General features: G+C 70.7%; 27 protein-coding genes and 2 tRNA genes. 14 read left to right on the top strand and 15 right to left on the bottom strand.

The window, feature by feature from the left end; translation table 11 throughout:
• The first annotated feature begins 20 nt into the window (after positions 1 to 20).
• On the top strand, positions 21 to 881 hold the full coding sequence (locus tag GPA03_RS13755) for a mechanosensitive ion channel family protein (protein WP_162458373.1): 861 nt from the start codon (positions 21 to 23) through the stop codon (positions 879 to 881).
• A gap of 79 nt (positions 882 to 960) precedes the next feature.
• Here GPA03_RS13755 and GPA03_RS13750 read toward each other — a convergent pair whose 3' ends face one another.
• Positions 961 to 1197 (bottom strand): PTS sugar transporter subunit IIB, encoded by a 237-nt coding sequence (locus tag GPA03_RS13750; protein WP_156252552.1) that lies wholly within the window; start codon positions 1195 to 1197, stop codon positions 961 to 963.
• A 212-nt stretch (positions 1198 to 1409) separates the two neighbouring features.
• On the opposite strand from GPA03_RS13750, the gene GPA03_RS13745 reads away from it, so the two are divergent.
• The 4 genes from GPA03_RS13745 (at position 1410) to GPA03_RS13730 (ending at position 5490) form a co-directional block, all read left to right on the top strand.
• Entirely contained in the window at positions 1410 to 1856 is a 447-nt protein-coding gene (locus GPA03_RS13745; RefSeq protein ID WP_421958420.1) for a globin, read from the top strand.
• Positions 1853 to 2743 (top strand): acyl-CoA thioesterase, encoded by an 891-nt coding sequence (locus tag GPA03_RS13740; protein ID WP_156252551.1) that lies wholly within the window; start codon positions 1853 to 1855, stop codon positions 2741 to 2743. Before GPA03_RS13745 ends, GPA03_RS13740 begins: the two co-directional genes overlap by 4 nt.
• A 97-nt stretch (positions 2744 to 2840) precedes the next feature.
• Positions 2841 to 3461: a TetR/AcrR family transcriptional regulator gene (locus GPA03_RS13735; RefSeq protein WP_162458372.1), complete on the top strand. Its 621-nt coding sequence runs from the start codon at positions 2841 to 2843 to the stop codon at positions 3459 to 3461.
• Positions 3439 to 5490: an AAA family ATPase gene (locus GPA03_RS13730; RefSeq protein ID WP_156252549.1), complete on the top strand. Its 2052-nt coding sequence runs from the start codon at positions 3439 to 3441 to the stop codon at positions 5488 to 5490. The genes GPA03_RS13735 and GPA03_RS13730 overlap by 23 nt, the downstream gene beginning before the upstream one ends.
• Before the next feature lie 53 nt (positions 5491 to 5543).
• Here the strand turns inward: GPA03_RS13730 and GPA03_RS13725 are convergent, their stop codons facing one another.
• From GPA03_RS13725 to GPA03_RS13700, 6 genes are all read right to left on the bottom strand, one after another.
• Positions 5544 to 6053, bottom strand: a complete 510-nt coding sequence (locus GPA03_RS13725; protein ID WP_156252548.1) for a DsrE/DsrF/DrsH-like family protein — start codon at positions 6051 to 6053, stop codon at positions 5544 to 5546.
• Between the two features lie 17 nt (positions 6054 to 6070).
• Positions 6071 to 6385, bottom strand: a complete 315-nt coding sequence (locus tag GPA03_RS13720; RefSeq protein WP_156252547.1) for a TusE/DsrC/DsvC family sulfur relay protein — start codon at positions 6383 to 6385, stop codon at positions 6071 to 6073.
• Between the two features lie 3 nt (positions 6386 to 6388).
• Positions 6389 to 7675, bottom strand: coding sequence for a type III sulfide quinone reductase, selenoprotein subtype (sqr, locus tag GPA03_RS13715; protein ID WP_156252546.1), 1287 nt, complete (start codon positions 7673 to 7675; stop codon positions 6389 to 6391).
• A gap of 213 nt (positions 7676 to 7888) precedes the next feature.
• The gene (locus GPA03_RS23110; protein ID WP_162458371.1) at positions 7889 to 10240 is read right to left on the bottom strand and encodes an N-acetylmuramic acid 6-phosphate etherase; all 2352 of its coding nucleotides are present in this window, start codon (positions 10238 to 10240) and stop codon (positions 7889 to 7891) included.
• Positions 10241 to 10244: 4 nt separating this feature from the next.
• Positions 10245 to 10988, bottom strand: coding sequence for an SDR family oxidoreductase (locus GPA03_RS13705; protein WP_156252544.1), 744 nt, complete (start codon positions 10986 to 10988; stop codon positions 10245 to 10247).
• Positions 10985 to 11446, bottom strand: coding sequence for an acyl-CoA thioesterase (locus GPA03_RS13700; RefSeq protein WP_156252543.1), 462 nt, complete (start codon positions 11444 to 11446; stop codon positions 10985 to 10987). The genes GPA03_RS13705 and GPA03_RS13700 overlap by 4 nt, the downstream gene beginning before the upstream one ends.
• A 204-nt stretch (positions 11447 to 11650) precedes the next feature.
• Between GPA03_RS13700 and GPA03_RS13695 the strand changes: the two genes are divergently transcribed.
• A complete protein-coding gene (locus GPA03_RS13695; RefSeq protein WP_156252542.1) occupies positions 11651 to 12535 on the top strand; it encodes an aldo/keto reductase in 885 nt (294 codons plus the stop codon).
• 28 nt (positions 12536 to 12563) lie between these two features.
• Here the strand turns inward: GPA03_RS13695 and GPA03_RS13690 are convergent, their stop codons facing one another.
• From GPA03_RS13690 to GPA03_RS13665, 6 genes are all read right to left on the bottom strand, one after another.
• Positions 12564 to 12830 (bottom strand): hypothetical protein, encoded by a 267-nt coding sequence (locus tag GPA03_RS13690; protein ID WP_156252541.1) that lies wholly within the window; start codon positions 12828 to 12830, stop codon positions 12564 to 12566.
• A gap of 51 nt (positions 12831 to 12881) precedes the next feature.
• A complete protein-coding gene (locus tag GPA03_RS13685; RefSeq protein WP_156252639.1) occupies positions 12882 to 13463 on the bottom strand; it encodes a TOPRIM nucleotidyl transferase/hydrolase domain-containing protein in 582 nt (193 codons plus the stop codon).
• Positions 13460 to 15142, bottom strand: coding sequence for an energy-dependent translational throttle protein EttA (gene ettA, locus GPA03_RS13680; protein WP_156252540.1), 1683 nt, complete (start codon positions 15140 to 15142; stop codon positions 13460 to 13462). Before ettA ends, GPA03_RS13685 begins: the two co-directional genes overlap by 4 nt.
• A gap of 109 nt (positions 15143 to 15251) precedes the next feature.
• Positions 15252 to 15779: a single-stranded DNA-binding protein gene (locus GPA03_RS13675; protein ID WP_156252539.1), complete on the bottom strand. Its 528-nt coding sequence runs from the start codon at positions 15777 to 15779 to the stop codon at positions 15252 to 15254.
• 149 nt (positions 15780 to 15928) lie between these two features.
• Complete coding sequence (locus GPA03_RS13670; protein WP_162458370.1) at positions 15929 to 17383, bottom strand: GTP-binding protein; 1455 nt, start codon at positions 17381 to 17383, stop codon at positions 15929 to 15931.
• The gene (locus tag GPA03_RS13665; RefSeq protein WP_156252537.1) at positions 17380 to 19002 is read right to left on the bottom strand and encodes a GTPase domain-containing protein; all 1623 of its coding nucleotides are present in this window, start codon (positions 19000 to 19002) and stop codon (positions 17380 to 17382) included. The genes GPA03_RS13670 and GPA03_RS13665 overlap by 4 nt, the downstream gene beginning before the upstream one ends.
• A 107-nt stretch (positions 19003 to 19109) precedes the next feature.
• Here GPA03_RS13665 and GPA03_RS13660 point away from each other — a divergent pair.
• Positions 19110 to 19182 (top strand) — tRNA-Arg (locus GPA03_RS13660).
• 223 nt (positions 19183 to 19405) lie between these two features.
• On the opposite strand, the gene GPA03_RS13655 is transcribed toward GPA03_RS13660, so the two are convergent.
• On the bottom strand, positions 19406 to 20224 hold the full coding sequence (locus GPA03_RS13655; protein ID WP_156252536.1) for a TIGR03619 family F420-dependent LLM class oxidoreductase: 819 nt from the start codon (positions 20222 to 20224) through the stop codon (positions 19406 to 19408).
• Between the two features lie 136 nt (positions 20225 to 20360).
• On the opposite strand from GPA03_RS13655, the gene GPA03_RS13650 reads away from it, so the two are divergent.
• The 5 genes from GPA03_RS13650 (at position 20361) to GPA03_RS13630 (ending at position 24242) form a co-directional block, all read left to right on the top strand.
• Positions 20361 to 21122 (top strand): HAD-IIA family hydrolase, encoded by a 762-nt coding sequence (locus GPA03_RS13650; RefSeq protein WP_206673569.1) that lies wholly within the window; start codon positions 20361 to 20363, stop codon positions 21120 to 21122.
• 47 nt (positions 21123 to 21169) lie between these two features.
• Positions 21170 to 21799: an oligoribonuclease gene (orn, locus tag GPA03_RS13645; RefSeq protein ID WP_206673568.1), complete on the top strand. Its 630-nt coding sequence runs from the start codon at positions 21170 to 21172 to the stop codon at positions 21797 to 21799.
• A gap of 82 nt (positions 21800 to 21881) precedes the next feature.
• Positions 21882 to 21957, top strand: a tRNA-His gene (locus GPA03_RS13640).
• Between the two features lie 249 nt (positions 21958 to 22206).
• Positions 22207 to 23940 (top strand): FAD-dependent oxidoreductase, encoded by a 1734-nt coding sequence (locus GPA03_RS13635; RefSeq protein ID WP_156252638.1) that lies wholly within the window; start codon positions 22207 to 22209, stop codon positions 23938 to 23940.
• A 26-nt stretch (positions 23941 to 23966) separates the two neighbouring features.
• On the top strand, positions 23967 to 24242 hold the full coding sequence (locus GPA03_RS13630; protein ID WP_156252533.1) for a metal-sensitive transcriptional regulator: 276 nt from the start codon (positions 23967 to 23969) through the stop codon (positions 24240 to 24242).
• A gap of 241 nt (positions 24243 to 24483) precedes the next feature.
• Here GPA03_RS13630 and GPA03_RS13625 read toward each other — a convergent pair whose 3' ends face one another.
• Positions 24484 to 25434 carry an ATP-grasp domain-containing protein gene (locus GPA03_RS13625; RefSeq protein WP_156252532.1) on the bottom strand — a complete coding sequence of 317 codons (951 nt, stop codon included), beginning with the start codon at positions 25432 to 25434 and terminating at the stop codon, positions 24484 to 24486.
• Between the two features lie 65 nt (positions 25435 to 25499).
• Here GPA03_RS13625 and GPA03_RS13620 point away from each other — a divergent pair, with 65 nt between their 5' ends.
• Both GPA03_RS13620 and GPA03_RS13615 read left to right on the top strand, forming a co-directional pair.
• Positions 25500 to 25841 carry an ArsR/SmtB family transcription factor gene (locus GPA03_RS13620; RefSeq protein ID WP_156252531.1) on the top strand — a complete coding sequence of 114 codons (342 nt, stop codon included), beginning with the start codon at positions 25500 to 25502 and terminating at the stop codon, positions 25839 to 25841.
• On the top strand, positions 25838 to 26278 hold the full coding sequence (locus tag GPA03_RS13615; RefSeq protein ID WP_156252530.1) for an SRPBCC family protein: 441 nt from the start codon (positions 25838 to 25840) through the stop codon (positions 26276 to 26278). The genes GPA03_RS13620 and GPA03_RS13615 overlap by 4 nt, the downstream gene beginning before the upstream one ends.
• Positions 26279 to 26309: the final 31 nt, after the last annotated feature.

Raw genomic sequence — 26309 nt, 5'->3', positions numbered from 1 at the left:
CCGGTGATTACGCTGACTCCGTGCTCATCACAGCGGCCAGCGGTACGGCCAGCCCCCTCGTGCTGCCGTTGCGGATCGTGATCATCCTCGCGGTGGCGGTCCTGCTCACGGTGGTGCTGCGGTTCGTCGTCTCGCGCGTGATCCGCCGGCTCTCGGCGCTGCCGAGCCGCGAGCTGGGCGTGCACAAGAACGCGAAGATCGTGCTCGGCCAGCCGCATCGGATGGGCCAGCGGCTCCGCACCTTCCAGTCGGTGCTCAACTCCACGATCGCGATCGTGATCGGATCGATCGCGCTGCTGATGATCCTCGCTGAGGTCGGTGTGGCGGTCGCGCCGCTGCTGGCCTCGGCCGGTGTGGTCGGTGTGGCGCTGGCCTTCGGTGCGCAGTCCCTGGTCCGCGACATCATCAGCGGCGTGTTCATGCTGGTCGAGGACCAGTACGGGGTGGGCGACCGGGTCGACCTGGGATCCACCGGGGCCACGATGGCGAGCGGAACGGTGGAGCAGGTGGCGCTGCGCATCACGACCGTGCGGGACGACGACGGCCGGATCTGGCACATCCGCAACGGCGAGATCATGCGGGTCGCGAACGAGTCGCAGGGCTGGTCCAGCGCCATCGCACAGGTCCAGGTGGTTCCCGGGACCGACATCGTGGCGACCCGCGAGCTGATGGCGGCGGTCTCCGCACAGCTGCGCGCCGAGGACGGTTACCAGGGCGCGATCCTCGACGACCCGGAGGTCCGCGTCGAGGAGATCTCAGGCGCCGGCATCACGCTGCGGTGGTCGGTGCGGACCCAGCCGGGCCAGCAGTGGCGCGTCGCGAGCGCCATGCGGCGACGGCTCACCACGGCGTTCGCGGAGCACGACATCGAGCTGGTCTGAGCGCGCGAGCGCATCGGGCGGCCGGCGCGGTCAGACCGGGCGGGTGCTGGACACCCGCTCGCGACCGGCGGCACGCGGCTCAGCTGTGACGGAGCTTGTCCATCGCGGCAGCGAGGTCATCGGCCTCGGGTCCGACCACGACCTGGACCACACGGCCCGAGCGCACGACCCCGAACGCACCATGGCTCCGCAGCGTGTCGTCATCCACGAGGGTGGGGTCGGAGACCTCGACGCGCAGACGCGTGATGCAGGGCTCCAGGTCGACGACGTTCTCGTTGCCGCCCAGCGCCGACAGGATCTCCTCGGCCTTGCCCACGCCCGCTCCTTCATCGTCGGATCTCGCCCCTGACCAGGGCCTGCACTCAGCATACGCGGCAGCGTCCGTGGCGCACCGGGTCCGAGGGCACGTACGCCAAATCTTCACCGGCGCCCGCCGGAGTACCAGGCCGAGGGTGAACTGCGGGGTGAGTCCTGAGCCTGCACGCGCGCTCGCGGACCGAGGGCGCCGCCGTCTCTTACCCTTGCGTGGTGACTGCATCAGCTCCTGAGCCGGGAATCCCCCTCCGCTCGCGGTCGGCTGCGCCGGACCAGCCGACCTCGTTCTACGAGGCTGTGGGCGGCGAGCCGACGTTCCGTGCGATCGTGCACCGCTTCTACGAGCTCGTCGCCGACGACGAGCTGCTGCGCCCGATGTACCCCGAGGAGGAGCTCGGTCCGGCCGAGGACCGCTTGCGGATGTTCCTCGAGCAGTACTGGGGCGGCCCGACCACCTACTCCGAGCAGCGCGGGCACCCGCGGCTGCGGATGCGGCACGCACCGTTCCCGATCGGCCCCAGCGCCCGCGACCGGTGGCTCGCGCACATGCGGGTCGCCGTCACGGAGGCGAACCTCCCGCCGCTGCTCGAGTCGACGCTGTGGGACTACCTCGAGCGCGCGGCGTTCGCGATGCTCAACGTCGCGCAGGACCCCGCGTGAGCGCCGCAGAGGACCCGCGCCCGCTCGACGCAGTGCTCGCGGTCCTCGACATCGAGGCGAGCGGCCCCGACAGCTTCGTGGGTGGCTCGCTGCCCCAGCTGCACGGTCGTGTCTACGGCGGCCAGGTGCTGGCGCAGGCGATCATCGCTGCGCAGCGCACGCTCGAGGGCGAGCTGAGCGAGCGGCTGATCCACTCGCTGCACGGGTACTTCCTGCGCCCGGGCGACCTGGAGGCGCCGATCACCTTCGCCGTCGAACGACTGCGCGACGGCGGATCCTTCAGCGCCCGACGCACGCACGCCATCCAGGACGGCAAGCCGATCCTGTCGATGATCGCCTCGTTCCAGGAGGTGCAGGAGGGCACCGAGCACACCGAGACGATGCCGGAGGTGCCCGCCCCGGAGGACCTGCGCAGCTCGGTGGAGCTGTTCAACTCGCTCGATCACCCGGTCGCGAAGTTCTTCTACCGCAACGGCGCGTTCGACATCCGCCACACGGCCGACTCGTTGTTCGTCGCTCCGGCACCGGATCGTCGGCCCACGCAGGCGTTGTGGATGCGCGCGCGAGCGCCGATCCCGGGCGGGCAGGCCGAGCACCGCGCGATGCTCGCCTTCGCGTGCGACCAGGTGATGCTGGAGCCGGTGCTGCGGGCGCATGGCGTCTCCTGGCGCACCAAGGGCATCAGCGTGGCCTCGCTCGACCACGCGATGTGGTGGCACCGCGATGTCGATCTGAGCGACTGGCTGCTGTACGTCCAGGACTCGCCGACGGCGCAGGGCGGGCGAGGCCTTGGCATCGCCCGGGTCTTCTCTCGCGACGGCCGGCTGGTCGCCACCATCGGGCAGGAAGGCATGATCCGCCTCCCGGCCGAGAACCCGGCCCCCTAGGTTCGCCGCGCTCGCCGACGTTCGACTCGCCCAGAAGGAGGCAACGGTGGCGGAACCCGAGGCCCCACCATCCGATCACCGTCGCGATCGACGGATCGTGCGCGGCGAGATCAGCCGCGAGAAGATCCTCACGACGGCGGTCCAGGTCTTCGGCACGCAGGGCTTCCGGGGCGGCTCGCTCCGTGAGATCGCGAAGAAGGTCGGGATCTCCGAGGCCGGGCTGCTGCATCATTTCGGCAGCAAGGCTGGGCTGCTCGCCGCGGTGCTGGCCGAGCGCGACCGCATCGATGCGCAGCGGCGCGCCGAGGAGGAGGCGGAAGGCACCGGGCTGGTGGACGGCATGCGCCACCAGGTTCGCCGCAACGCTGCCGCCCCGGGTCTTGTCGGGCTGCACGTGATCGTGTCGGCCGAGGCGACCGAGCACGGGCACCCCGCGCATGAGCTGTTCCGCGACCGCTACCGAGGCCTGCGGGCGCAGGACCGCGAGGGGTTCAAAGAGCTCGTCGACAACGGCGGCATCCGCCCCGAGATCGACCCCGAGAAGATCGGGCCGATCATCTCCGCGGTGATGGACGGGCTGCAGCTGCAGTGGCTCCTGGACCCGGAGGTCGTGGACATGCCCGACCTCTTCGAGCACTTCCTGCAGCTGCTGGGCACGGCGCCCGAGCAGTCACCTTCGGGGGATACTGGCGCGCGTGGTGCGACTGACACTCCCTGACGACCTCACGCTGCTGCAGTCCGGGACGCCGTACCTGGACGTGCTCGGGCCGCAGGCCCCCTGGCCGGTGCCGGACGGATGGTGGGAGCGGGTCCGTACCGGCGTGCGGGAGATCGCTGAGTCCGAGCTGACGCCGGTCCGCGCGACATGGGACGCCTATCACGACGGCACCCGGGCCTCCGTGCACTTCGCGTTCCTGGCCGCTCAGGGGCTCGCCGGCTGGAACCCGGTGTTCACCGGCACGTACGCACGGTTCCCCTGGCTGGTGGTGGACGAGTACCTGAAGCCGGGCAAGCAGCTGAACCCGAACAGCACCTACCGGTACCGGGGCGAGCGAGCCGACTGGCCGACCTGGCTGTTCAGCTGGGCGGGCACGGACCCCGAGCGTCGCGAGCACGCGCTCGAGGCCTCGATCCGAACCCTTCGGCTGTTCGACGGCGCGCCGCCGCTCGCCGCACGGCGTGATGCGGTCCTCGGCCTCTACGAGCGCATCGGCTCCGACACCGAGCTGCGCCGGCTGCACCTGGAGGGCGACTACAACCACGAGATCGTCCGGCACTGGCGCAACCGTTTCGAGCCCGAGGTCTACTCGGTGATCCCCGAGCTCGGCGGATGGATCGATGCCACGGCCTGGTCCTTCGAGGGCATGCAGGCGGCGCATCGTGCGATGCAGGGTGTGATCAGCCGCCCGTTCCCGCTGCACGAGATCATCGCGACCTTCCTGCTGGCCGGCGGCCACGAGAGCGTGCCGGCCCTGCTGACCACCGTCGTCGGGCTCGACTTCAGCGACGAGACCGCCAAGGCCGTGGCCCGGCTCCGACCCGGCTTCGACGTGCTGGACGCCGAGGCGCGGATCCGCGAATGGGTGGCGCGCGGGCTCCTGGCCGGCGAGATCCACCTGTGCCGGACCTGGATGGGGCTGGCGAACGACCTGTCGTGCGGCATCGCCGGGCTGCCCGGTGCGCCGAGGTTCGTCAAGGGCGTGCACCTCATGGGCTTCGTGGACGACGTCGAGGAGATGTACACGGCACGGGTCACCCGCAACCCGTACGCGGCAACGATCGCGGCGCGGACGAACCCGACGTCGAACGGAGAGGGCGGGACCGTCCCGCAGGACCCGCTCGCGATCTCGCTCACCTCCGGCGGTGAGGAGGAGGAGCAGCTGGCCGACGGCGACGAGCGCCACGTCGAGATCGGCGACCCTCAGGGCGACCTCGACAAGCTGATCGGGCTCGGCCCGGTCAAGGAGCAGGTCCGCCGGCTTGCCGCCGAGGCGCGCGCCGACGTGCTGCGCATCCAGGCAGGCATGCCGAACCCGAACCGCTCCCGACACCTGGTGTTCACCGGCAACCCCGGCACGGCCAAGACCACGGTCGCACGCATCCTCGCCCGGATCTATGCCCAGCTCGGCACGCTCGAGAACGGCCACCTGGTCGAGGCGAGCCGTGGTGAGCTCGTGGCCGAGTACATCGGGCAGACGGCGCCCAAGGTCCGCAAGGTGTTCGAGCGAGCCTCCGGTGGGGTGCTGTTCATCGACGAGGCATATGCGCTGGTGCCCCGGGACAACGCCCGGGACTTCGGCCAGGAGGCTGTCGCCACCCTCATCAAGCTGATGGAGGACCGCCGCGACGAGGTGATCGTGATCGTCGCGGGCTACCCGGCAGAGATGCAGCGCTTCCTCGACTCCAACCCCGGCGTCGCTTCCCGGTTTCCGAAGACGCTCGAGTTCGACGACTACGACGACGACGAGCTCTGGGGCATCTTCCAGCTCGTCACCGGTGAGGCGGGCTATCACCTGGCCGACGGCGTCGGGAACGCGTTCCGGCGTCTTCTCCCCCGCCCGCGGCCCACCAGCTTCGGCAACGGCAGGTTCGTGCGGAACCTGTTCGAGGAGGCCACGATGCTGCAGGCGCAGCGGATCGTGGACCTCTCGGCACCCACACCGGACGACATCCGGACGCTGCTGCCGACCGACCTGCCCAGCACCCCGGTGAAGGCCGAGGAGCGCGCTCCCGGGATGTACCTCTAACCGGTCACCCGAGGGAGTGCAGGAAGCGCGGCTCCTGCCCGGATGAATGCCGGTCAGATGAACAGCATCTGCGCGCCCTCGGTCTTCTCGATGAAGTCCGAGGCGCTGATGATGTCCTCGACCTCGTCGTAGAGGTCCTCCTTCTCGAGGTGCTGCATGTCCGCGGACATGCGGCACGCCCACAGGTGGCCGCCGGAGTCGGCGATCTGCTGGAGGAACTCCGGCACCTCGGGGACGTCGAGATCGGCGATGGCCTTCTTCATCTGCCTGGTCGCCATCGAGGTCATACCGGGCAGGCCGCCGAGGCCCTGCGGCATGTGCGTCGCGGTGTTGCCGAGCATCGTGAACTTCAGGTCGCCCATCGTCTTCTTGTTGATCATGTCGAAACCCCAGAAGGTGAAGAACAGATGCGTCTCCACTCCCTCGCCGAGCGCCGCGTTGGCCAGGATCAGGCCGGGGTAGGCCATGTCCAGGTTGCCCTTGGAGCAGATGATCGCGAGCTTGCGGTCGGTCTCCTCCGCATCGAACGACGGGACGAGCGGCGCGCTCTCGATGGTGGTCATCTCAGGTCTCCTCCGGCTCACACACAGCCGCGTGGCTTGGGCAGCCCGGCGACGTATGCCATCTTCTTGGCGGGCTTCTTGGGGAACAGCACGAACAGCTGCTTGGTGGGCAACCCGCCCACGGTGGAAACCCGCCGCAGCGTGGCCGTCTCGCCCTGGTCCTTGTAGTCGGTGCGCAGGAAGTCGACCACCTTCCAGTGCTCGGGGGTCATCTCGATCCCGATCTGGGCGGCGAGCGCGGCCCCCAGCTGCTGGTTCCACTCGTCGTACTCGGTCATGAAGCCTTCGGCGTCGACATGGATGTCGTGGTCAGCGATGGTCGTGACGGGCATCTGCTACATCTCCCTCTGATCGGTGCGGGTGGTCTGGTGGGTATGGGTGATCTCCGTTGGAGGCATCTGCTTGCCGGTCATCGACATCAAGGCCGGCAAGGGCACGGGGCGGCCCGGGAGCAGGACGTTCCAGTAGATCCAGCGGAACGCGAGCTTGCCGAGGTGGTTGGTGCGCGTCTCCCTGAGCAGGTCCATCGGTCCCACGAGCGGCAGGGGGTACTTGCCCGGTAGCGGCTCGGTGTCGTAGTTGAAGTCGATCAGCAGCGCCTTGCCGTCGCCGGACTCCACGAAGCAGTTGGCGTGCCCGTCGAAGGCGCCGGACATCGGCAGCCCGGCGATGTGCTCGAGGAAGTTGTCGACGAAGATCTCGACCGAGAAGTGGGCCACCGAGCCGGCCTTGGAGGCTGGGATGTCGCTGGCGTCGCCGACGGCGAAGACGTTGTCGTACTTCTTCGACAGCAGGGTGCGCTGGTCGACCGGGACGTAGTTGAGCTCGTCGCCGAGCCCTGATCGGGCGACGAAGTCCGCGCCCATGTTCAGCGGGATCGTGACCAGCAGGTCGAACGGGATCTCGCGCTCGTCGTAGGAGACGAGCATCTTTCGCTCGGGGTCGACCCGCTCGATCATGAAGTCGGTCTCGACCAGCACCTTGCGTTCGTCGAGCATGCCTCCGAGGCGGGCCGAGGCCACCGGCTTGGTGAAAGCGCCGTCCAACGGGGTCACATAGACCAGCTCCACCCGGTCGCGGATCCCGCGCTTGCGCAGCCAGTCGTCCGCGAGGAACGTGAACTCCAGCGGCGCCACCGGGCACTTGATCGGCATCTCGGTGATGTGCACGACGAGCCGACCGCTGTCCAGCTCCTGCAGCGCCCGGGCGAGGGCCTCGGCCCCTTCGAGGGTGTAGAAGTCAAAGATGCTGCGGCGCCACTCACCGTCGAGGACCCCCGGCGTCTGGCCGGGGCGCGGCGTCGTGCCGGTCGCGATCACGAGCTGGTCGTAGCCGAGGCGTCGGCCGTCCTCGAGGAGGACGACGTTGGCCTCGGCATCGACCCGGTCGACGGTTGCCGTCATGAAGTCCACCCCGTCGGGGAGGAAGGTGTGCCGAGACCGGACGACCTGCTCGTGGGAGTACCTCCCGAACGGGACGAACAGGTAGCCCGGCTGGTAGTGGTGCTCGTCGTCGCGGTCCACGATCGTGATCGACCAGCCGCCACGGTCGAGCCGGTGCCGCAGCTTGTTGGCGATCATCGTCCCGGCCGTTCCGGCGCCGAGAATGACGAGGTTCTTCATGGGGATCTCCTGATCCGTTCCGTCACCTCGACGCTACGCCGGGAGTGTTCGAAGGCCAGGGCCGAAGGTCCCGACGGGAAACGGACCATCGGTGGGTGGAGCCCTCCCACGCCGTACGCCGCCGCTGGGTTCGTCATACCGAACCGTCCCCATGTGCTGCTGGCGCCGCGGTGAAGGCCGAGGAGCGCGCTCCCGGGATGTACCTCTAGCCGGTCAACGTCCCGCGGCTCGCGCGATCGCGGACCGCACCCCGCCCGGGTCGCCCGCGCGGGCGGGATCGGGCGGGTTGGCGGCGAGCGCCGCACGTGCCGCCTCGAGGGGTGCGTCGGCGCCGAGCATGACCAGCGCGGTGCGGATGTCGCCCGCCTCGGCGAGCGCGGCGGCGGCATCCTCGGCGGTGGCGCCGGTGCCCTGCATCAGCATGCGCACGCACCGGGCACGGAGCTTGTCGTTGGTGGGGGCGACGTCGATCATCAGGTTGCCGTAGGTCTTGCCGAGCCGCACCATGACCGCGGTCGAGAACGCGTTGATCGCCATCTTCGTGGCGGTCCCGGCCTTCATGCGGGTGGACCCGGTGACGACCTCGGGGCCGGAGTCGATGAGCACCGCGACATCGACCACCTCCGCGAGCGTGGCGTGCGGGTTGGTCGAGATCAGCCCGGTGGCGGCACCGGCCGCGCGCGCCGCCGCGAGCGCACCCCGGACGTACGGCGTGCGACCGCTCGCGGCCACGCCGATGACCAGGTCGTGCGGACCCACGCCGGAGACGGCGGCGGCCCCGGCCTCGTCGTCGTCCTCGGCGCCCTCGACGGCGCGCAGCATCGCACCGGGGCCACCGGCGAGGTGAGCGGCGAAACCCTCCTCGCCCACGCCGTAGGTGGGGAGCAGCTCGGCCGCATCGAGCGCACCGAGCCGCCCGGAGGTGCCCGCTCCGACGTAGTGGACGCGCCCGCCGTGGGCGAGCGCGTGCACGCCCGCGTCCACGAGCCGGGCGAGCGGCTCGGCGGCTGCAGCGACCGACCCGGCGACGGTCGCGTCCTCAGCGAGCACGACGGCCATGAGCTCGGCCGAGCCCAGTGTGTCCAGCTCCGTCGTGCGCGGGTTGCGCTCCTCGGTCGGCGCACGCAGCCCGATCAGCTCCTGCCAGCCCTGCCCCTCGCCGTCGGGAGAGCACAGCCGCACGGCCTCGAGGAGGCTCGCACGCCCACCGCTGTTGACGGTCACGAGGTTCGGCGCATCGGGAGCGGCTCCCGGGTAACCGACGTGGATCACGACGGCGTCCGGTCGCCTGCTCAGCAGCGCTGCCACCTCCGGCGTCGCATCCTTGGTGAGGACCGCGACGCGACGCCCCTCGGGCTCCCCCTCGACCAGCCCCAGCCGTTCGATCAGCAGCGCCGGGGCGATGCCGTGCGTGCTGCTGGCGGCATAGGCCGCACGGAAGCGGAGGTCGAGCAGGCCGTCGCCCGGTGTGAGCGTGAGGTCGCCACGCCGGCCGGTGGCACGGCGGGTGGCATCCTGCCCGATGCGCACGAGGTCCGCGAGCGCCGCGTCGATGCTGGGAGCCTCGGTTCGGGGGCGGCGCAGCGCAGCGGCTCGCCTGCCGGCCTCACCGAGCCGGTCGAGCGGGAGCCGCCCGGAGCGCACGGCGGCCTCGACGCCGGCGACGACGTGGCGGAAGGTGGCCTCGTCGATGTGCACCGGCGAGCCGAGGCAGAGCAGGTCGGCGCCGGCCAGCAAGGCGAGCACCGCGGCCTCGCCGATGTCATCGCCGGTGCGCTCGAGCACGGCTCCCATGTCGAGGGCGTCGGTGATCAGCGCGCCCTCGAAGCCGGCCTCGCGCAGCAGCGTGGGCACGGCGGCATCCAGCGAGGTGAGGCCCTCGGTGAGCGCTGGCACGATCAGGTGGGCGAGCATGATCGCGTCGACCCCGGCGGCGATCGCGGCGCGGAACGGCACGAGCTCGCGGTCCTCGAGCGTCGCGCGGTCGACATCGAGCGTCGGCACCCCGAGGTGGGAGTCGACCGCCGTGTCGCCGTGCCCGGGGGCGTGCTTCGCGCAGGCGGCCACCCCGGCCTGCTGCAGCCCCTCGACGAGGGCGACACCCTGGCGGGCCACGACCTGCGGGTCAGCAGCGATCGCGCGGGCGGCGAGCATGACGTTCTCGGCGTTGGAGGCGACGTCCAGGACCGGCGAGAGCGCGACGTCGATGTCACACGCGGCCAGCAGACCACCCAGGGCGCGGCCGAGCGACCGGGTGGTGGCGTCGTCGTCGAGCACACCGAGCGCCGAGGCGCCGGGAAGGCTGGAGCCGCCTGCCGCCTCGAGGCGGGTGACGTCGCCACCCTCCTCGTCGATGGTGACGACCAGGTGCGGGTGCGCGGCGCGAAGCTCGGTCACGAGGCGTGCCGCGGTGGCCGGGTCGGGCGTGTTCTGCGCGAACAGGCAGACACCGCCGAGCCCTTCGGCCTCGCGGACCCAGTCGGGCACATCGGTCCCGTCGAAGGCGGCGAGGAGGACGCCGTGGACGGCGCGGCGGAGCTCAAGGTCGGTCACATCGGTGGTCACCGGGCTAGTGTGCCGCGGCCGCGTGATCGGCGGCGTACTCCGCGAAGGTGCGGCGGCCGTAGCCGGGCAGCCCGGTGGTGTGGCGGCCGGCGCGGAACGCGGCACCCATGCCACCGGGGATCGGCACCGGCAGCATGCGGCGCTGGGTACCGTGGGCGCGCTGCCACACCCGGGCCGCCTCGAGCACGGTGAGGACCTGAGGACCGCCGATGTCCTCCGCGCGACCGAGCGGCGGACCGGCGACGATCTCCGCCAGCCGGTCGGCGACGTCCTCGACCGCGATCGGCTGCACCGGCAGCTCGGGGACCAGCAGCAGCGGCAGCCGGCGCTGCGGTGCGAGGAAGCCCGCGACGAAGTCGTGGAACTGCGTGGCGCGCAGGATCGTCAGCGGCAGGTCCGAGGCGATCAGCTCCTGCTCGCTGGCGACCTTGTCGCGGTAGTAGAAGTACGGGACGTCATCGACGCCGACGATCGAGACGAACACCAGGTGCTCGACGCCCGCCCGCTCGGCGGCGTCGATGAGCACCTCGGTCTGCCCGATGTCACGGAAGCGGGTGGTGGCGCAGTGCACCACGGTCCGCACGCCGTCGAGCGCCTCGTCGACGCCGTCGGCAGAGCTGAGGTTCGCGACCCGGTGGCCAGCTCCCGGCTTACGGCTCAGCACCGCGACCTCGTGGCGCTGGGCCCTCAAGGCTGCCACGGTCGGTCGACCCAGCGTGCCGGTGCCGCCGGTGACGAGGACGGTCATCGCCTGCGGAACTCGAGCGGGGCCTCGAGCAGCGGGTCGAGAGCCTGCCGCTCCTCGGGGCGCAGCTTGCGGGGACGACCGCTGGCGGCGTCGACCATGACGATCGAGGTCGCGGCGATCGCGCAGAGCACGTCGTCGGAGCTGCGGACCTCGTAGTTGACCTCGAGGCTCGCGCCCCCGACGCGCGCGACCCAGAGGTCCACGCCGATCGGGCGCTGGCTGAACGGCAGCGGCGCGAGGTACTCGATCTCCTGCCGCGCCACCAGCGTGAAGCTGTCGGCTGTGGGGCCGCCCGAGAGGGTCTGGGTGGGGCTCGCAGCGCCGTCGGGCAGGTCAGCGTTCCAGAAGGTCGCGATGCGTGCCTCCTCCAGGAGCGTGAGCATCGCGGCGTTGTTGACGTGCCCGTACCCGTCGATGTCCGACCAGCGGACCTGGATCGGAATCCTCACCCTGCCCATATCGCTCCTTGCGTGTCGTGCACCGGCCTGCCCCTGGTGGTTGACGCTATCGCGCCCATCGGTGTCCGCCAGGCACGAGACCGCACTTCTTGCACGAGATCGCACCAGGAACGGTGCGATCTCGTGCACGTGGTGCGATCTCGTGGGGTGAGCGAGGTCGCCGAGCGGGCTCGGGAGTGGACGCGAACCCATAAGGTCGGATGTATGCGCACACGAACGATCGGAAACGCAGCAGTCGGTATCGACGAGGTCGGAGCGATCGGGCTCGGCCTGATGACCTTCGATCAGACCGGCCCGCAGCCGCGCGAGCAGCTCGCGCAGACGGTCAGGGCAGCCCTCGACGCCGGCGTCACGCTGTTCGACACCGCAGACGCCTACGGCCCCGGTGAGCTCCTCGGTGCCGCCTGCCAGGGCGAGAACGAGAAGCTGATCGCCTCGTTGCTCGACGAGCTCGGCGTACGGGACCAGGTCAAGCTCGCCACCAAGGGCGGCTGCGTCCGCACCGACGGCGGCGGCTGGTCGCGCGACAGCTCGCCCGAGCACCTGCGCGAGGCTGTCGACGCCAGCCTCCAGCGCCTGGGCGTCGAGACGATCTGGCTGTGGCAGCACCACCGCCCGGACGACACCCGCGACTACAACGAGACCATCGGGATCCTCCGCGAGATCGCGGACTCCGGCAAGGTCCGCGCGATCGGTCTGTCGAACGTGAACCCCGAGCAGATCCGCGCCGCGCACGCCGTGCTGGGAGATCAGCTCGTCAGCGTGCAGAACCAGTTCTCTCCCGCGTTCCGCAGCAGCCAGCCGGAGATCGAGGTCTGCGCCGAGCTCGGCCTCGCGTTCCTGCCCTGGAGCCCCCTCGGTGGGCTCGGGAGCGCCAAGGACCTCGCGGACAAGCATCCCGCGTTCGCCGAGGTGGCGACCGAGCGCGGTGTCAGCCCGCAGCAGGTCGCGCTGGCGTGGGAGCTGGCGCAGGCGCCCGTGGTGATCCCGATCCCCGGTGCCAAGCGTCCGACGTCGATCACCGACTCCGCAGCAGCCGCTGACCTCGAGCTCAGCGCCGAGGAGATCGCCCGCCTCGACGCGGAGTAGGGCACGGCGGCCGGCAGCAGCCGAGTCATCAGCGCGTCACACCGAGGTTCTCCATGTACGCGCCCTCGACGACCCGGTGGTTCGGGTGCTCGGTCAGCCTGCGCACGATCTCATCGCGACGACCCTTGGCCCAGTCGGGCGCGACCTGGTCCCAGCTCTCGGCGGGGGGCACGTAGGTCAGGACCGGGCTGACTCCCCAGCCGCCGTCGAGATACAGCCCTCGGCTCCCCTCCCAGTAGTAGACCTGCTCCTTCCAGCGGAACTCGATCTCGAACTCGGGCTCGGCGTCGGGCATGGGTCACATCCTGTCAGCGGGTGCCTTCCGGCCGGGGGCGGTGTCGGAGCGTCAGAGCACGTGCTCGAGCACGGAGCGAAGCGGGGCGGGCAGCGTCTCCGGGGCAAGAGCCTCGACGAGGTGCGTGCCGTAGGAGATCTTGCGCCCCGCCGTCGTGCCCAGGAATCGATGGAGCTGATCGGTGACGGGCTCGTGCCGGTGTGCCGGCTGATGCTGGAACTTGCGGAACCGGTCGAGATCTCCATGCTCGGTCAGCACCGCCTCGACTCCCTCGATCCCGAGTGCCCTGATCAGCTCGTCCTCGAGGTCTCGGTCGCACACGAAGAAGCCGGCGCTAGCCAACGCACCGGGGTAGGGCTCGACATCGGCACCGCCGAACAGCGCGCGGCAGACATGCCTCACCTCGCCGATGTCGATGAGGCCGGCCAGCCGGAGCCCCGCGCCGCCGAGGCCGTGCTCGGCCACGGCACGCCGGATCGCCATGGCGCCGCCGATCGGGATCACTCCCACACCGGCGGCGGCCAGGTCGTGGCCGAGCAAGGCAGCGGCGGCCAGCACCGCACGCTCGTCGCTGCGTCCCTCGACGAGGACCGCAGAAGCGCGTGCAGTCGAGCGTGGCTTCGTTCTCGTCAGTCCCTGGTCAGCTTGCGGTAGGTGACCCGGTGCGGGCGGGCCGCATCGGCGCCGAGGCGCTCCACCTTGTTCTCCTCGTACGAGGCGAAGTTGCCCTCGAACCAGTACCAGCTCGCGGGGTTCTCCTCGGTGCCCTCGTAGGCGAGGATGTGGGTCGCGACGCGGTCGAGGAACCACCGGTCGTGCGAGACGACCACGGCACAGCCCGGGAACTCCAGCAGCGCGTTCTCCAGCGACCCGAGGGTCTCGACGTCGAGGTCGTTGGTCGGCTCGTCCAGGAGCAGCAGGTTGCCACCCTGCTTGAGCGTGAGGGCGAGGTTGAGGCGGTTGCGCTCACCACCGGAGAGCACGCCTGCCGGCTTCTGCTGATCCGGCCCCTTGAACCCGAACTGCGAGACGTAGGCCCGCGAGGGGATCTCGACGTTGCCGACCTGGATGAAGTCCAGGCCGTCCGAGACGACCTCCCAGAGGGTCTTCTTCGGGTCGATGTTCTCGCGGCCCTGGTCGACGTAGGAGATCTTGACGGTCTCCCCGATCTTGAGGTCGCCGCCGTCGAGCGGCTCCAGCCCCACGATCGTCTTGAACAAGGTGGTCTTGCCGACACCGTTGGGGCCGATGACGCCGACGATGCCGTTGCGCGGCAGCGTGAACGAGAGGTTGTCGATGAGGAGCCGGTCGCCGAAGCCCTTGCGCAGGTCGGTGGCGTCGATCACCTGCGAGCCCAGCCTCGGGCCCGGCGGGATCTGGATCTCCTCGAAGTCGAGCTTGCGGGTGCGGTCCGCCTCCGCGGCCATCTCCTCGTAGCGGGCCAGACGAGCCTTCGACTTGGTCTGCCGGCCCTTGGCGTTGGACCGGACCCACTCGAGCTCGTCCTTGAGGCGCTTGGCGAGCTTGGCGTCCTTGCGCCCCTGGATCTGGAGGCGTTCCTGCTTCTTCTCCAGGTAGGTCGAGTAGTTGCCCTCGTACGGGTACAGGCGACCCCGGTCGACCTCGGCGATCCAGCCGGCCACGTGATCGAGGAAGTACCGGTCGTGCGTGACCGCGATGACGGCGCCGGCGTACTTCGACAGGTGCTGCTCGAGCCAGAGCACGCTCTCGGCGTCGAGGTGGTTGGTGGGCTCGTCGAGGAGCAGCAGGTCGGGCTTCTCCAGCAGCAGCTTGCACAGCGCCACGCGGCGGCGCTCGCCACCGGAGAGGTTGGTGACGGGCTCATCGCCGGGCGGGCAGCGCAGCGCGTCCATGGCCTGCTCGAGCTGGGACTCGAGGTCCCACGCGTCAGCGGCGTCGATGTCGGCCTGGAGCTTGCCCATCTCCTCCAGCAGCGCGTCGTAGTCGGCGTCAGGGTTCGCCATCTCCTCGCCGATAGCGTTGAAGCGGTCGACCTTGTCCTTGATGCCGCGCACGCCGTCCTCGACGTTGCCGAGCACGGTCTTGGTCTCGTCGAGCGGCGGCTCCTGCAGCAGGATGCCGACCGAGAACCCGGGCGACAGACGCGCCTCACCGTTCGAGGGCTGCTCGAGCCCGGCCATGATCTTCAGGATCGTCGACTTGCCGGCGCCGTTGGGACCGACCATGCCGATCTTCGCGCCCGGCAGGAACGACATCGTGACGTCGTCAAGGATCACCTTGTCGCCGTGCGCCTTGCGCGCACGGACCATCGAGTAGATGTACTCGGCCACAGCTCTCCCAAGTTTCTCGTGGGCGGGGATACCAGCCTCCTACCCTACGGCGCCGCACCGGTCCCGGCGGCCCACGAGCCACCGGGACCGGGCCTGGGAGAGCGCCGGATCACACCGTGGCGAGCGCGCCCTCGGCGATCTCCTCGCTCTCGACCTCGTCGCCGTCCTCGAAGTCCTCCAACTCCTCCTCGTCGGGGAAGCTCTCGTCCACCTCGTGCATGCCGCTCACATCGACCGGTGGTTCCGGCGCGGGTGGCTGCACGATCTCGCCCGCCTCGTTGCGGTACACCTTGGCCACCCGCGCGGTGGCCCCGGACAGGTCCGGTCCCAGGGCGTTGGCGCGGATGATCGCGGTGCGATGGGGCAAGCCTTTGTCGTCGACGTACTCGTCGATGTCCAGCGGGCCCTGCACGACGACCCGGTCGCCCTTGCGCAGGCTCTCCGCGACGTTCTGCGCGAACGCACCGAAGACCCTGACCTCGTACCAGGAGGTCGGGCCGTTGGCCCAGCCCTCAGCCGTGCGGAGCCGCCGGTTGGTGGCGACCCGCAGCCGCAGCCACGACTTGCCCGCCGCCGACTTCTGCAGCTCGGGGTTGTGTCCCAAGTGGCCGCGCACGGTCACCTCGGTCTCGCTCATGTTCACTCCTCAGTGCTGACCGGCCGGTGTGCCCGGCCGCCCGGCGCGGTGCCGGAGCGCCCAGGCTGGCGGGGTTGCGCCTCGGCGCGCTCAGGTGAGCCAGGGGTGCTGTGGATGACGGTGCATCACGCTGCACCTGTGGACAGCGCTCAGCTGCCGGAGACGCTCGACCGCACGGACTGGTGGTCGGCAAGGATCGCCGTCGCCGGCTCGTCAAGGTCGTTCTTGACGACTCGTGCGACGGCGTCGGTCACATCACGCCGGTAGCGCTCGGCCCGCTCGGCTGCGGTGCGGCGGCGCCGCGACCGCGCCGCGAGCACGAGCACCAGGCCGACGATCGTCACCAGGACGCCGCCCGCCGCCACACCGATGCCGAGCCCGGTGCTCTGCGTCAGCAGGATCGCCCCCACGACCACGGCGACGATGCCCACGATCAGTGCGATCAGACCCAGCAGCCGCTGCCGGGCGGCGGACTGGTCCCGTGAGGAGGGCTGCGGCACGCCTTCGAGGGCAGCGCTAGCGTGCTCGAAGAAGTCCCCCGCCGAGGCGACCGAGCTCACGACCGCCGCACGCCAGCGCGCGGGCAGTCCCGCGGTCGTCGTGGCGAGCCACGACTCCCGGATCGCGTCGATCCGCGAGCGCGCGGGTCGCTGCACCGAGCTGAGCACGACCGGCGTCGGGCTCACGACGGCGGTCTCGATCGCCTGGGCGACCGCAGGGACGCCTGCGGCCTCGGCCAGCGAATCGGCGGTCTCGGTCGGGGCGGGGATGGCGGGCTCGCTCTCCCCCAGGCCTTCGCCGATGCGGCGGGCGATCGCGGCGATCTCGTCGCGGGCGGTGCGGGCGGCGATCGACTCGGTACGAAGCACGCTGCGGAGGTGGTCGCGCACGGCGGCGATCCCGTCACCGGTGCGTGCTGAGGCGAGCATGACGGGGACGTCGCCGATGCCGTCCTCGGCGAGCAGCCTTCCGACGTCCACCCGCACCGCCTCCTTGCCGGCGTCGGTGAGGGTGTCGACCTGGTTGACGACGACGAGCATCGCCTCGTGCCTGTCCTGCAGCTCGCGCAGGTAACCCTCGTGGAGGGCGTTGTCGGCGTACTTCTGAGGGTCGACCACCCAGATCAGGAGGTCGATCAGCGGCAGCAGCCGGTTGACGAGCTCGGCGTGCCCGGTGGCGACGGAGTCGTGGTCGGGGAGGTCGAGCAGCACGAGCCCGTGCAGGTCGGCCTCGTCGCTGCCGGTCAGCGCGGACTCGCGCAGGATGCGGCGCTCCTTCGCGACCTGCAGGAAGTCGAGGAGCTTCTCGGCCTGCGGACCCCACACGCAGGCGGTGGCCTGCGAGGTGGTGGGCCGGATGACACCGACGTCCGCGAACTGCAGGGTGGTGAGCGCGTTGAAGGTCGAGGACTTGCCCGACCCGGTACCACCGACGAGCGCGACCACCGAGTGGTCGACGCCCAGGTCGAGTCGTTCCAGGACACGGTCGAGATCTGCGCGGGCGCGGTCGGCCACGGCCGGCTCGAACCGGTCAGCACCGCGATCCAGCGCCTCGCGGATCTGCTCGACCCGCGCCCGGAGCTCCGGGCCTACCTCGTGGCTCACGCGTACTCCCGCAGCTCGCTGGCCCGCAGCCGCAGCCGGGTGGCGGCGTCGGCGGGGTCGATGTCCATCTGGTCCAGTGCCGCGGTGAACTCGTCGGCCTCGGCGGCCACCGCGGCCGCTGCCCAGTCGGCGAGGTCGTCGCGCAGCGCAGCCACGGCGGTCGCACCGCCGTCCCCGGCGAGGCGCTGGACCGAGCGGGCTGCGCCGTCGACGCCGACGGCGGCCACCTCCACCAGGTGGCCGAGCTCGACGCCCGACAGCGGCTCCGAGGAGGTGAGGTCGACCGTCCGCTCGCCGGCGACCGAGTCCCACTCACGGAACAGCAGGTCGAGGCGCTCGGTCCGGGCCTCGTCGCTAGCCGTGCCCGGCACGGCGTCGGCGAGCTGGCGACCCGCAGCGGTCTCCGCCAGGACGGCGCGGATGGCGCGCTCGGCGGAGGCGCACGCGTCCGTGAGCACGGTGCGGAGCTCGGTGAGGCTGATCTCGCGCAGGCGCTGCAGCGCATCGGCGCGGCCGGTCGAGGAGCGCCGGTACCGGCGCTTCTGGATCCAACCCTTCGGCGGTGCGACGAGCGAGGACAGCGAGCCACCCGAGCTGGCGCCGGCCAGCCAGGCCGTGGTGGGAGCGCCGGTCGCGGCGGAGCCGGTCTGCACATCGGCGCGCGCGCGGGCGGCAGCGGCGCGGGTGGCGGCCTGCACGGCGCCCTGCAGCGAGAGCGTGGTGCGGCGCTGGGAGTCGAGGTTGGCGGCGAGGAGCTGGACGTCCTCACGCAACGCGGGCCACGCACCGCGCACCGTGCGGGCGATGACGCTACGTGACTGCGCCCCGGCGCCGAGCACCCCGAGGAAGCCGGCGAGCGGCTGCACCTTGCTGGCGGGCAGCGGTCCCTCGATCGGGCCGACGTCGGGGATCACGAAGAACGGCACGGAGGTCAGCCCCTGCTCCTGCAGGCGGGCGAACAGGTCGTTGCGGACCTCATTGAGGCCGGCCCTGTCAACCCTGTTGAGGACGACGGCGATCGAGATCCCGCGATCGACGGCGTCCCGCAGGCGCTGCCACGGCAGCGCATCTCCGTAGCGGGAGCCGGTGGTCACGAAGACCCACATGTCGGCCATCTCGACCAGCTGGTCGGCGAGCTCGCGGTTCGCGGCGTGCACCGAGTCGAGATCGGGGGCGTCGATGAGCGCAAGGCCACGCTTGGTGCCCTCGTGGGTGATGCGGGTGGCGATCCCAAGGACGGGGTGGCCGTCGAGGAGCTCGGCATCCTTGGGGTGGACGACCAGCACCGGCTCGCGGGTGGTGGGACGCAGCACCCCGGCGGGCGAGACATCCGCGCTGACGATCGAGTTCACCAGCGTGGACTTGCCCGCACCGGTGGAGCCGCCGAGCACCACGATCGCCGGCGCGGAGACCTCGCGCAGCCGCGGCAGCAGGTGGTTGCTGACCTGCAGGGACACGCGGTGGCGGCGGGCGCGCGCCTCGTCGGCGTCAGGGGTGTCGAGCGCCAGACGCGCCGACTGGAGGCTCGCCAGCAGGTCTTCGACGACCTCCACCATCGGCACAGCCGGCGGGGCCGCGGGCTCGCTCGGGCGCGCGTCGTCGTCGGTCGAGGTGCTCACGTGCCTAGACTGCCGGTTTCTTGCCTCTGAGACCAATGCGCGCGCCGTGACGCCCAACTCCGCGCCGTAGGCTTGACCGGTGCGATCCTCTCGGGGTCGCCGCCGATGCCCTCGTAGCTCAACGGATAGAGCAACAGCCTTCTAAGCTGTCGGTTGCAGGTTCGAGTCCTGCCGGGGGCGCCGAGGAGCTCGCGACGAGGCGGCCCGGCATGACGATGGGAGCCGGAGCGCGGCCGCGACGAAGGAGCGGTCGCCGACGGCGGCGCCTGCCGGGGGCACGGGACAACCCACGAGCCCGCCGAGTGCGACCACGACGAAGGAGCGGTCGCCGACGGCGGCGCCTGCCGGGGGCACGTAGCCAACCAGCGAGGCGGCCCGCCATGACGACGGCGGCGCGGTGGCCTCACCCGCTGTCGGCAAGCGCCTCGGCGAGCGCGGCCATCCGATCACCTGCCCGATCGTGGTCGCCGACGTGCACGGCGATGCTGGCAGCCCCTGCCTGGCGATAGCGGACGATCTCGTCGACCTTCCGCCCAACCGAGACATCGTCCTCCCACTGGATCCGCAGCGTGGCGGCGACCTCGCGGTCACCAGCCAGGTCTGCGAGCGTGCGGGCTCGTTCGGCGAAGTGGTCGGGGCCGTTGGGGATCCCTTGCCAGATGTCGCCGTACCGGGCAGCGCGCCGCAACGCTGCGTCGCTGTTCCCTCCGATCATCAGTGGGACCGGCAGCTGCGGCACAGGACCGAACACGCCCTCCTCGTACGAGAACCGCCGGCCCCGGTAGGGCGCCGCTCCGCCGCTGAGCAGATGCGTCATCACGGCGATGGCGTCGTCGGTGACCGCTCCGCGGCTGCCGTAATCGGCTCCGACCGCCTCGAGCTCCGGCCGGTTCCAGCCCACCCCGAGCCCCAGGATGACCCGCCCGGCCGACAGCTCCTGCAGCGTCGCCACCTGCTTGGCGAGCACGAAGGGGCTGCGAAGCGGGGCGACCAGCACGGAGGTCCCGAACCGCAGCCGTTCCGTCACGGCACTGAGGTGGCCGATCGTGACCAGCGGCTCGTACAGCCCTCCGAAGGTGTCGCCGTACTCACCTGGCGGGAGCACGTGATCCGGAAGCCACGCCGTCGAGTAACCGAGGTCTTCGGCATCCCGCGCCAGCTCGACGAGCCTCCTCACGGGCATCGCGGGCGACTCGTTCGGCAGCACTACCTGGAGCTCCATACGAGACACGAACCCCGAGGCCCGCCGAGCCATTCCGGCCGCCGTCGAGAGATCTCTAGCGCCAGCAGCGGCGGAGCAGACCTGAGACCATGTCCTCGTGACCAACGAACGCCCTGTCGAGACCTGGCTGACCGATATGGACGGGGTCCTCGTGCACGAGGAGGACCCGATCCCCGGGGCCGCGGAGTTCATCTCGGCCCTCCTCGAGCGGGAGGCCAAGTTCCTCGTGCTGACGAACAACTCGATCTACACCGCACGCGACCTGTCCGTGCGGTTGCGCCGCAGCGGCATCCCCGTCCCCGAGGACGCGATCTGGACATCGGCCATGGCAACCGCCCGGTTCCTGGACGAGCAGCGTCCCGGCGGCAGCGCGTTCGTGCTCGGCGAGGCGGGCCTCGCCACCGCGCTGCACGACGTCGGCTACGTCATGACCGAGCGCGACCCCGACTACGTGGTGCTCGGCGAGACCCGCACATACTCCTTCGAGGCGATCACCAAGGCGATCCGGCTGATCGAGCGCGGGGCCCGCTTCATCGCGACCAACCCGGACGCGACCGGCCCGAGTCTGGCCGGAACCATGCCTGCCACCGGCAGCGTCGCCGCGCTCATCAGCACCGCCACCAACAGGCAGCCCTACTACGTGGGCAAGCCGAACCCGCTGATGATGCGCTCGGCACTGAACCGGCTCGAAGCCCACTCCGAGACCACGGTCATGATCGGGGACCGGATGGACACCGACGTCATCAGCGGGCTCGAGGCCGGGCTCCGCACGGTGCTGGTCAAGACCGGCTCCACGAAGCCGCACCAGATCGAGCTGTACCCGTACCGCCCCACCCGGGTGGTCGACTCGATCGCCGATCTGGTGCCGCTGGCCTCCGACCCCGGCGCAACGGCCTGACCAGCACACCGTCCGCGTGACCGGGCGCGCCGCCCGCGGTGACTACCCTGGCACGCGTGAGTGCAACGGATGCGATCGTGTGGGTCGACTGCGAGATGACCGGGCTCGACCTGACCAAGGACGCGCTGGTGGAGATCGCCGTCGTCGTCACCGACTCTGAGCTGAAGCCCCTCGGCCCCGGCATCGACCTGGTGATCGCGCCGCCACCCGGCGTCGTCGAGACGATGCTGCCGGTCGTCCAGGAGATGCACGCCGCCTCGGGCTTGATCGATGAGCTCGCGGGCGGCATCACGCTCGAGGAAGCGCAGCAGCAGGCGCTCGACTACGTCCGGCAGTTCGTGCCGGAGCCGCGCAAGGCACCCCTCGCGGGCAACTCGGTGGGCACGGACAAGACCTTCCTGGACCGGGACATGCCGGCGTTCATGGAGCACCTGCACTACCGGATCATCGACGTGTCCTCGATCAAGGAGCTCGCACGCCGCTGGTATCCGCGCGCGTACTTCGCCTCGCCGAAGAAGGCGGGCGGCCACCGCGCGCTCGCCGACATCCTCGAGAGCATCGACGAGCTGCGCTACTACCGCGCCGTGCTGTTCCCCGCCGAGCCCGGTCCGGACTCGGCGAGCTCACGGAAGGTCGCGGCCGACATCCTGGCATCCCCCACGGTGCTGCAGCCGTGAGCAGGAGCACGTACCCAGCACCCCGATCCGATGGTTAGAATGGTCTCTGCTGCCGCCCAGGCACCCTGGGACAGCACGCATGGTGGGTATAGCTCAGCTGGTAGAGCGCCGCGTTGTGGTCGCGGATGTCGCGGGTTCAAGTCCCGTTACTCACCCCAGTAGGCGAGGTTCAAGCCCTCGGGCAACGGCACGGTCGTTGGTCGGGACTTGGACCTCGCCTTTCTTGTGGCCTCGCTAGCGCGGAGGCACACATCGGACCTGCGGTGGCTAGGTGCCCCCGACGCCGTGCGCCGCTCCGGACACGAGGTCGTCGTCTCGACCATATACCCCGGGGGGTATACTGGGTTCCCATGACGACGTCGGACAACACGCCAGACCCCTCGATCCCGGACACGCCCCCCGCAGCGATGACGGACGCCCGCCCCCAGGCACGCCGAGCGGAGCAGGTCCGCCGCGTCGTCGTCGTCGGAGGTGTCGCCGGCGGCATGAGCTGCGCCGCCCGCGCGCGACGGCTGGAGGAGTCGGCCGAGATCGTGGTGCTCGATCGAGGCGAGCACGTGTCGTTCGCGAACTGCGGCCTCCCCTACTACGTCGGCGGCGAGATCGCCGCTGCCGACCAGCTGCTCGTGCAGACACCCGAGAGCCTGCGGGCGGCCCTGAACCTGGACGTGCGCACCCGGCACGACGTCGTCGGGCTGGACCCGATCGCCCGCGAGGTCGTGGTCAGCACCCCTGAGGGCGTGGAGCGGCTCGGGTACGACGCCCTGGTCCTCTCCCCCGGCGCGGTCGCCGCCAGGCCACCGATCGAGGGGCTCGACTCCCCGCGAGTGCGCACGCTGCGCACGGTCGAGGATGCGACAGCGCTGCGCGATCGCGTCGACGCGGGCGCGACGCGCGCAGTGGTCCTGGGAGCCGGGTTCATCGGGCTCGAGGCCGCCGAGGCGCTCGCCCAGCAGGGGCTGTCCACCTCCGTGGTCGAGCTCGCCGACCATGTGCTTCCCCCGCTCGACGCCGAGAACGCCTGGCTCGTGGACGAGGAGCTGAACCGAATCGGGATCGAGGTGCACACCGGCACCGCCGCGCGGCGGATCATCTCCGGCGCGGATGCCGACACGGTCGTGCTCGACGACGGCACGCAGCTGAGCGCCGATGTCATCGTGCTCGCGACCGGTGTGCGACCGGACACCCGGGTCTTCGAGGACGCCGGGGTCGCGTGCGAGCGCGGCGCGATCATCGTGGACGAGCACGGCCGCACCTCGCTCGACGGCGTCTGGGCCGTCGGGGACGCCACCGTCAGCATCGACCCGGTCACGGGGATCCGACGCCCGGTCGCCCTCGCCGGACCCGCGAACCGCGCCGGCCGGCTCGTGGCCGATGACATCCTCCGACCGGACCGGGCTCGCCCGATCCCGCAGCCGCTGGGCACCGCGATCGTGCGGGTGGGCCGGCTGACCGTGGCGATGACCGGCGCGAACCGCGCCGCGCTCGACGAGACCGGCATCGACTACCGGACCCTGCACCTGCACCCGAACCAGCACGCCGGGTACTTCCCCGGCGCGGCGCAGATCCACATGAGCGTGCACGTCCGCGCCGGGGACGGCCTGGTGCTGGGCGCGCAGGCCGTCGGTCTCGAGGGCGTCGACAAGCGCATCGACGTGATCGCGACGGCGATGCGGTCCCGGATGGTCGTCGCCGACCTAATCGACCTCGATCTGTCCTACTCGCCGCCGTACGGGCAGGCCAAGGACGCGATCAACCTGGTTGGGATGGTCGGCCAGAACGTCCTCGACGGCACCCTGCGGCTCTGGTACCCCGACGAGCTCGACGAGGTGCGCAGCTCAGCACTGGTCCTGGACGTGCGCAGCCGCGACGAGTTCAGCACCGGGCACCTGCCCGGTGCGGTGAACATCCCCCACACCGAGCTGCGCGATCGCCTGGCCGAGGTGCGCGCAGCCGCCGGCGAGCGCGCTGTGCGGGTGATGTGCGCCTCCGGAGTGCGGTCGGCGATCGCGCACCGCGTCCTCACGCAGGCGGGGTTCGACTCCGCGTCTCTCTCCGGGGGCACGCTCACGCTGCGCGCCACCCTCGGCCACGATGCCTCCCGCGTGCTGACCACAGCGGCAGAACCCGCCCATGTCTGACCCTCACGACCCGAACAGGAGCTCCCATGCCCACCAGTGATCTCGAGACGCAACGCCGCATCCGCAACCGGCTCAGCCGCGCGCGCGGCCAGCTCGACGCCGTCATCGCCGCCGTCGACGGCGGTGGCTCGTGCCGGGATGTGGTCACCCAGCTGGCCGCCGTCTCCTCAGCCCTGGACCGGGCCGGTTTCGCGATCATCGCCTCCGCGATGAAGGACTGCATCGCCGATCCCGACGGCACCAACCGCGCCGACGACATCACCACCGAGGAGCTCGAGAAGCTCTTCCTCACCCTCGCCTGAGACAACCCCAGCAAAGGAGAACCACCTATGTGTCGACCCGTCACCTGCAAGACCTGCGGCAAGACGACGTGGGCGGGATGTGGCCAGCACATCGCCGACGTCAAGCGTGCCGTGCCCGCCGGCCAGTGGTGCCCCGGTCACGACACCTCTCAGGAGCCCAGCACAGGCGGGTTGTTCTCGCGCCTCTTCGGACGCTGACCGCACGCTTCCCGAGCGCGGTCGCGCGCCTCGAGCGCCCGACTCAGGCCAGCTCGATGTTGTGGGTGTCCGGTCCCATCCGCACCTCGGCGAGGATCGCGTCGGCGAAGCGCTCGAGCGAGCCGGGGGCGAGCGAGAAGAACAGCGACGGCTCCACGAGCTCGAGCTCCATCAGGACCGGCGAGCCCGATCTCGGCGTGACGAGGTCGACCCGCGCGTAGAGCAGGGGCCTGCTCGAGGGGTTCCGGCCCGGGATACGGGCGCGCGCGAACGCGAGCACGTTCTGGGCGGCCTCGATCTCGGCGTCGGTCGCCTGGTGCTGCGACATGCTCTCGGGCCGGTAGAGGCCGTCGACCACGTCGTCGTCGCCAGGCGCGAGCATCGCGTCCTTGTGCACCGAGTGCGAGAACGTGCCGTGGAGGAAGATCAGCGCTGACTCGCCGACCGAGTCGACCTCGGGGATGTATCGCTGCACCATCACGGACCGGCCTGCCTTCAGCAGCCGCTCGGCGTGCTCGATCGCATACCGCCGTGAGTCGGCGTCGGTGGCCGTGTAGCGACCCGTGTCCTTCGAGCCGGCCGAGATGGCGGGCTTGATCACGAAGTCCTCGCGCGCCGGGAAGCGGTTGTGCAGAGCCCGCTTGTCGAAGTTGCGGTCGGGCTCGAGCCACGTGGTCTCGACGACGTCGAGGCCGTGCGCGGCGAGCCGCTCCAGGTAGTGCTTGTCGGAGTTCCAGCGCACCACGTTCGGCGGGTTGAGCAGCCGCGGCACCGATCGCGCCCAGGAGATGAACGCCTCGTAGTTGTCGGTGTAGTCCCAGGTCGAGCGGAGCACCGAGCCGTCGAACGCGCTCCAGTCCACGTCCGGGTCGTTCCAGACGGCGACGCTCACCTCCGCGTCGCGCTCTCGCAAGGCGTCCAGCAGCGGCCGGTCCTCGGGCTCCAGGTCAGGCAGGTCCGCGCAGGTCACGAGCGCGATATGAGGCTTGGGCACAAACCGAACCGTACCGGGATCCGCATTACCTTACCGATTGGTTAAGTATCTGCTACCGTCACACCATGCCCGCTATCTCGCTGGACGCCACCGCGGCGGCGATCGCGAGCGAGCCACGGCGTCGCATCGTCGAGCGACTCGCGACCGGCCCGGCGTCCGTGACCGACCTCGCTGCCCACCTGAGCGTGAGCGTGCCGGCCGTGCTCAAGCACCTCGATCGCCTGGTCGACGGCGGCCTGGTCACCCGCGTCAAGGATGGCCGGGTGGTCACGGTCAGCCTCGTGCCAGGCAGCCTCGAGATGCTGGTCGAGTGGGCCACCCGTACCCGGCTGTTCTGGGCGAACCACCTCGACCGGTACGCAGCGCACCTGCACAGCCAAGCCTCACCCGATGGGAGCACGCCATGAGCGAGACCACCACGATCACGATCGTCCGGGAGGTGCCCGTCGGGCCCGAGCGCGCGTTCCGGGCCTGGGTCGATCCGGTCGAGCTCGCACAGTGGTGGTGGCCGCAGTGGCCGGACACCACCTATGACCTCGACCCGCGCGAAGGTGGCACATATCGGATCCACAGCGCCGCCGTCGGGATGGGTGTCACCGGCACCTTCACCACGCTCGCCCCACCCTCGATGCTGGCGATGACCTGGATCTGGATCAGCGACGGCTCCCCCGCCGAGATCGACGGCGAGCCCGTCGTCGACGAGGTCGAGGTGACCTTCTCCCCGAGAGGGCAGGGCACCGAGGTCACCGTGCGGCACACCTCGACCGCCCACATCGCCGACGGCGGCGCCGAGCAGGGCTGGAACGACTGCCTCGACCGCCTTCCCCGGCACCTCTCGGCCTGACGGTCAGAGTGTGGCCACGACCACTCCTGCG

This window comes from Pseudactinotalea terrae, from assembly GCF_009733845.1.
GTDB lineage: Bacteria > Actinomycetota > Actinomycetes > Actinomycetales > Beutenbergiaceae > Pseudactinotalea > Pseudactinotalea terrae.
This window is presented reverse-complemented; position numbering and strand designations above follow the sequence as displayed.

Coding starts and splice junctions, on each gene's coding strand:
- GPA03_RS13725 (WP_156252548.1), bottom strand. CDS start 6,053: ATGACCACCATCGAGAGCGCGCCGCTCGTCCCGTCGTTCGATGCGGAG.
- GPA03_RS13720 (WP_156252547.1), bottom strand. CDS start 6,385: ATGCCCGTCACGACCATCGCTGACCACGACATCCATGTCGACGCCGAA.
- sqr (WP_156252546.1), bottom strand. CDS start 7,675: ATGAAGAACCTCGTCATTCTCGGCGCCGGAACGGCCGGGACGATGATC.
- GPA03_RS13705 (WP_156252544.1), bottom strand. CDS start 10,988: ATGACCGTCCTCGTCACCGGCGGCACCGGCACGCTGGGTCGACCGACC.
- GPA03_RS13700 (WP_156252543.1), bottom strand. CDS start 11,446: ATGGGCAGGGTGAGGATTCCGATCCAGGTCCGCTGGTCGGACATCGAC.
- GPA03_RS13695 (WP_156252542.1), top strand. CDS start 11,651: ATGCGCACACGAACGATCGGAAACGCAGCAGTCGGTATCGACGAGGTC.
- GPA03_RS13690 (WP_156252541.1), bottom strand. CDS start 12,830: ATGCCCGACGCCGAGCCCGAGTTCGAGATCGAGTTCCGCTGGAAGGAG.
- GPA03_RS13675 (WP_156252539.1), bottom strand. CDS start 15,779: ATGAGCGAGACCGAGGTGACCGTGCGCGGCCACTTGGGACACAACCCC.
- GPA03_RS13655 (WP_156252536.1), bottom strand. CDS start 20,224: ATGGAGCTCCAGGTAGTGCTGCCGAACGAGTCGCCCGCGATGCCCGTG.
- GPA03_RS13650 (WP_206673569.1), top strand. CDS start 20,361: ATGGACGGGGTCCTCGTGCACGAGGAGGACCCGATCCCCGGGGCCGCG.
- GPA03_RS13635 (WP_156252638.1), top strand. CDS start 22,207: ATGACGGACGCCCGCCCCCAGGCACGCCGAGCGGAGCAGGTCCGCCGC.
- GPA03_RS13630 (WP_156252533.1), top strand. CDS start 23,967: ATGCCCACCAGTGATCTCGAGACGCAACGCCGCATCCGCAACCGGCTC.
- GPA03_RS13620 (WP_156252531.1), top strand. CDS start 25,500: ATGCCCGCTATCTCGCTGGACGCCACCGCGGCGGCGATCGCGAGCGAG.
- GPA03_RS13615 (WP_156252530.1), top strand. CDS start 25,838: ATGAGCGAGACCACCACGATCACGATCGTCCGGGAGGTGCCCGTCGGG.